Source organism: Pleurocapsa sp. CCALA 161 (assembly GCF_003003995.1).
Taxonomy (GTDB): Bacteria; Cyanobacteriota; Cyanobacteriia; order Cyanobacteriales; family Xenococcaceae; genus Waterburya.
In genome coordinates, this window is the sequence record NZ_PVWF01000194.1 from 1 (window position 1) to 5,471 (window position 5,471).

5 protein-coding genes are annotated in these 5,471 nt (G+C 43.0%); all 5 read left to right on the forward strand.

Annotated elements, in window-relative coordinates; all coding sequences use genetic code 11:
- The first annotated feature begins 109 nt into the window (after positions 1 to 109).
- On the forward strand, positions 110 to 967 hold the full coding sequence (locus C7B62_RS24075) for an EboA family metabolite traffic protein (RefSeq protein ID WP_158260742.1): 858 nt from the start codon (positions 110 to 112) through the stop codon (positions 965 to 967).
- A gap of 112 nt (positions 968 to 1,079) precedes the next feature.
- The gene (locus C7B62_RS24080) at positions 1,080 to 2,015 is read left to right on the forward strand and encodes a TatD family hydrolase (RefSeq protein WP_106243682.1); all 936 of its coding nucleotides are present in this window, start codon (positions 1,080 to 1,082) and stop codon (positions 2,013 to 2,015) included.
- Positions 2,016 to 2,023: 8 nt separating this feature from the next.
- On the forward strand, positions 2,024 to 2,926 hold the full coding sequence (gene eboC, locus C7B62_RS24085) for a UbiA-like protein EboC (RefSeq protein ID WP_199194361.1): 903 nt from the start codon (positions 2,024 to 2,026) through the stop codon (positions 2,924 to 2,926).
- A gap of 208 nt (positions 2,927 to 3,134) precedes the next feature.
- Positions 3,135 to 4,190, forward strand: coding sequence for a bifunctional chorismate mutase/prephenate dehydrogenase (gene tyrA / locus C7B62_RS24090; RefSeq protein ID WP_106243685.1), 1,056 nt, complete (start codon positions 3,135 to 3,137; stop codon positions 4,188 to 4,190).
- Positions 4,191 to 4,225: 35 nt separating this feature from the next.
- Positions 4,226 to 5,471 (forward strand): glutathione S-transferase N-terminal domain-containing protein (locus C7B62_RS24095; protein ID WP_106243689.1); only part of this gene is annotated, 1,246 nt, incomplete at its 3' end.

Below are 5,471 nucleotides of genomic sequence, written 5' to 3' on the forward strand. Positions count from 1 at the left end.
TTGCTCATTGCTCATTGCTCATTGCTCATTGCTCATTGCTCATTGCTCATTGCTCATTGCTCATTGCTCATTGCTCACTGTTGAATAATACCAGGAACAAACGACTAATATGTCGGAAACAACCGTCAAGCAGACTACAATTATCAATCTATTATCTAGTTGGCTAGCAAGACAAGTCGAGCAAAGTGGGTTTGACTGGCTCAAACAACAGCAGCAGAAAGTAACTTTTAGTTCTTCCAAACGGGTTTTCTTTACTAGTTTTAGTGCTGTACCTCGTTATATGGGGAAGCAAAAACTTCAGTTGAATGAAGCAGAAATACAAGCAGCTAGAGCAAAATGCCCTGGTTGGTCGCCTCAATTTTGGCGTGTAGACCAAGCAGCTCGTAGTCTATTAGTGCTTTCTTTAGCTCAGGGCGATCGCAAATCGCTCCCTAAGACTCTAGAGCAGCTTTTTGCTACTGCTGATGTAGGAGAATTAGTAGCACTTTATCAGATGTTACCTTTGCTTCCCTGTCCCCAACAATATAGTCTTCGGGCTGCGGAAGGAATTCGCAGTAATATGACCGTAGTTTTTGATGCAGTGTCTCTGCACAATCCTTACCCTGCCAAATATCTCGACGAGTCGGCTTGGAATCAGATGGTACTCAAAGCTTTGTTTGTCGGCAGTTCCCTGTATTCAATCCAGGGTTTAGATCGCCGTGCTAATCGGACTCTATCTGAGATGCTGATTGATTATGCTCTCGAACGATGGGCAGCCAAACGTTCGGTATCTCCAGAACTTTGGCGAGCTATGGGAGAATTTGCTGATGAAACAATTACTGCCAATTGGGAACGAGTTTTAGCTTATTCAGAACCAGTTGAGAGGAAAGCGATCGTTTATCCTTTAGGGCTTTTGCTTGCGCCAAAAGTTCCAATCTTCAAGCAAGTAATCTTCAATCTCAATATTTCAAGTTACAAGAGTCAATAGATTCAGGTGACTCGACATGGACAAGCATAACAGAAGATTCAGTCAGTAACTAACAGTAATAACCATTAAAAGTGTTTAATTTCAACCTAGAAAACGAGCGATTCTTATGATGATGTTTATCGATCCTCATATCCATATGACATCTCGCACGGCATACGACTATACGATTATGCGAGAAATGGGTATTGTGGCAGTGATTGAGCCAGCTTTTTGGTTAGGGCAACCCCGCACTAATGTTGGTAGCTTCAAAGACTACTTTAGTAGCTTGATTGGTTGGGAAAGGTTTCGCGCCAGTCAGTTTGGCATTCAGCATTACTGTACGATTGGTTTAAATTCCAAAGAAGCTAATAACGAAGCCTTGGCAGAAGAAGTAATGGAGCTATTACCGCTTTATGCTTGCAAAGAGGGTGTAGTAGCTATTGGTGAAATTGGCTATGATGATATGACTCCTGCCGAAGACAAATACTTCCGTTTGCAGCTTGAGTTAGCCAAAGAATTAGACATGGTGGTAATGATTCATACTCCACACCGCAACAAAAAAGCGGGGACGAGTCGCAGTATGGATGTTTGCCTAGAACACGGACTAGACCCAGCTAAAGTAATTATCGATCACAATAACGAAGAAACGGTCAAGGAAGTTTTGGAGCGGGGTTTTTGGACTGCTTTCACCATCTATCCCCAAACCAAAATGGGTAATGCTCGCATGGTAGAGATCGTGCGGAACTATGGCAAAGAAAGAATTATCGTCGATAGCAGTGCGGATTGGGGTATCAGCGATCCTCTAGCAGTTCCCAAAACCGCTCAGTTAATGTTAGAGCGAGGAATTCCTCAAGACCAAGTGCGTGCAGTTTGCTATGAAAATGCTCTGGCTGCTTATAGTCAAAGCGGTCAAATGCAAGAAGCTGATTGGCTTGACCCTATGCCTATCGACCAGAAACAGTTATTTCAAGGTAATTCGGTGTTGCGGGGACAACAACCCCAACAAGTAGGAATAGTTAACGATCGCTCTCTCCATAACGATAAAGCAAATCCCGTCCTGATTGAGTAGAGAAAAAAATGGAATTAACCACCGAAAAAAGCTTTAAAAAAGGCGATCGCCTTTGGGCATATCTGCAACTAATGCGACCAGCTAATATTATTACCGCCTGGGCTGATATCCTAGCTGGTGCTGCCTCGGGAGCAGTTGCTATTGCCAGTCCAGATTTAGCCTGGCTATTATTAGCGACTACAGGACTTTACGGGGGCGGTGTAGTTTTAAATGACGTATTCGATGCAGAATTAGACAGCCACGAAAGACCAGAAAGACCAATTCCCAGCGGAAGAGTATCTCGTCAAGATGCAATTTGGCTGGGTAGTTTGTCGCTCGTTATGGGAATTTTAGCTGCTGCGAAAGTTTCGCTGTTGAGTATGGCGATCGCCACTAGCGTTGCTTCGGCTGCTTTACTATACAATGCTGTCAGTAAACACCATGTCATAGGCGGTCCTTTGAATATGGGATGCTGTCGTGGTGGAAACTTAATCTTGGGTATGAGTGTCGTCCCTACCGTATTGGTAGAAAGGTGGTGGTTAGCTTTGTTGCCAATTGTTTATATCGCTGCAATTACGGCAATTAGCCAGGGTGAAGTTCGGGGTGGAAAGCGAGAAACGGGTATATTCGCGCTATTTTGTCTGGTAATTGTCTTTAGCAGCATATTAGCTCTGGAATTACTGACAAATTATTTTATTTTAGCTGCTTTACCCTTTCTTATTCTATTAGCTGTGCGAATTGTGCCACCTTTTGTCGCAGCAACGCGAAATCCCCAGCCCGACATAATTCAGTCAGCAGTAAAAGCAGGCGTACTATCATTAATTGTTTTAGATGCAACTATAGCAGCAGGTTTTGCCAGTTGGTACGGCTTGCTGGTATTAGGTTTACTACCTCTTTCCCTAGTAACAGCCAAAAAATTGGCGGTTACATAAAGGGCTTTGCCCTAGCTGTTAGCTCTTGGCTGTTAGCTATTAGCTTCAATCAATTAATATTTTGAGTTTGAATCTCTGGCCAAGACGTTTATCCCGCTTAGTTTGGGGCAAAGTAGTTGGATTTAATTTAAGGCACTGTCATAAAGAGTTGGTGTAAGAAATTGATTTGATCGCATTGCTCCCGACTTTATTAAATAACTTAATCTTCATGACTGCTGAAAAGCTCGAACAGATAGACCGACACATAATTGAATTATTAGGGGAACGAATGTCGCTGCTTAATAGCGAATCAAAACTTCCTTCACAAGAAGAACAAATAGCCAATCTTGCTCCTTTACTTAACTTGGTAGACGTACCTCAAAAGGTTTGGTCACAATTAGTTACTAGCTGTATAGCTTCTCTAGAAATCAAATCGCCAATAACCGCCGAGCGATCGCGTCGAGTTACCATAGTTGGCGGAAGAGGCAGAATGGGTCAATTTTTTGCCGAACAACTGACGGCTGCTGGTCATTGCGTTGAGATTCTTGGCAAAAAAGACTGGTCAAAAGCAGAGCTACTTTTAAGTGAAGCAGAATTAGTTTTAATTTCGGTTCCCATCGAGCATACATCAGCGATTATCGAACGTACTGCACGATATATCGCCTCTACTACTGCTGTTGCCGATATCACTAGTATCAAAACCAAACCAGTAGCAAGAATGCTTGCCTGCCATAGCGGACCCGTAATGGGATTACATCCCTTGTTTGGACCAAATAGCAACTCGTTTGCTGCTCAAAAAATAGTGGTTTGCCCAGGTCGCCATAACAATTCATTTCAATGGTTTTTGGATTTTATGTCAAGTCGAGGAGGCGAATTAGTTTTTTGTCAGCCTCAAGAACACGATCGCCTAATGGCAATCGTTCAGGCAGTGCGTCATTTTTCTCAGTTTGGCTTTGGCGTTTTTCTCACAGCCGAACAGGTAGATCGCGAACGCAGTCTATCCATGTCGAGTCCCAACTATCGTTTGGAATATGAGGCGCTCAAACGTTTTTTCGGACAAAATCCATCTATGTATGTAGATATCATGCTGGCTACCGAGGCAAGCTGCCAAACTATCGAACGGTTAGCAGAAAATTACCAATATTTAGCCGATCTAATTGCCAAAAAAGATCGAGATACTTTGATTCGAGTTTTTACTTCTACCAAAGAGTCATTTAACGAAGCCGAAAAAAGTTTGTCGTCAAAGAACAAACTGGCTGAACTCGTTTCTCCAATTAATGCTTGAGTTTTTGGCGCGACATTCATTATAAATAATTACTAATGCTGAAATTTTACCATAACTCTTTTTCTCCTTACTCTCGTTGTGTCTGGATTGCCATTCAAGCCAAAAAAATTAGCGTTGAATTAGTTACCTGTTCTGCAACAGATCCATACTCAATCGAGCTGTTCGATTATATTCCAACTATCGTAGATGATGGCTTTGAAATAGCAGATTCTTTAGACATCCTCGACTATTTAGAAGCAAAATATCCTACACCTGCTTTGTTGCCAAAAGACCCTAAAGCCTTGGCTACAGTAAAAATGGTAGCAACCATTAGCATTAATCATTTATTACCCGCAGTTACTCCTTGGTTCGCTGAGATGATGGGCTGGACAAAAAGCAATGAGACCCTGCGCCACCGATATGCGAAGCGGTATGCTAAAGCACTAGCTTCGCGTCGTCCTTTAGGAAAGGCGCAAACAAAAGCTTTAGCCACATGTAATGCTCATCAAGAAAGCGATCGCTCACAGTTAGAGCAAAGCGAACGGCGAATACTTTCAGTACTGACTCTTTTAGAAAATCTCCTGACCGAAAATATTTACTTTGGTGGCGATCAAATTACTTTAGCCGAGGTGGTTGCTGGTACTGTTATTCCTTTACTACCTAATCTGGGTATAAGTTTAAACGATTTTCCTCTGCTAAAAGTCTGGTCGCTTCGTTTGACCAAATGGTCAGCATGGGTAGAAACTCAACCCCAATGGCAGAGAGATTGGCAATTCTCAGCTCGAAGCTCGGTAAGAGGAATTACAAGTTTGCATAAATCCGCAACTTTCTCTCAATTTGAATCTCAGCCAGCCTTTAATTTACCAATAGTTAAGCAAGCTTTCTCAGTCAATTTTCAATATGAGGTTCATTTTACCAAGAATTTATTCGCCATAGACAATCCTCTATTAGCGCGGACGATCGCAGGGTCAGAAATAGAATTACCGAAAAAAGCGATGAGCCCCACAGACGCATTCGCATCAAATTCCCTTCGGGACGCTGGGGCGTTGGCCCCGTCCGCCGACTGGCGTTTATCTTCGAATGGGGACAAGGGAACGCGCATTAAGAAAGCGATCGCGGTGGTAGATGCGGGGCTTCTAACTCATTATCCACAGTTACTAACCCAAATAAAAGACTACGCTCGCCAATGGGCAGACTGTTTCCGTCTAGAGGTCGAGCCGATAGCGGTTTTAGCTGGGGAAGCTGCTAAAAATAATCCCCAACTAGCAAGCCAAATTTACGCTGCGATCGAACAAGCTAGGC

Bases quoted from the DNA above. Each gene is read 5' to 3' on its own strand.
- C7B62_RS24080 (WP_106243682.1), top strand. From the start codon at position 1,080: ATGTTTATCGATCCTCATATCCATATGACATCTCGCACGGCATACGAC.
- tyrA (WP_106243685.1), top strand. From the start codon at position 3,135: ATGACTGCTGAAAAGCTCGAACAGATAGACCGACACATAATTGAATTA.
- C7B62_RS24075 (WP_158260742.1), top strand. From the start codon at position 110: ATGTCGGAAACAACCGTCAAGCAGACTACAATTATCAATCTATTATCT.
- eboC (WP_199194361.1), top strand. From the start codon at position 2,024: ATGGAATTAACCACCGAAAAAAGCTTTAAAAAAGGCGATCGCCTTTGG.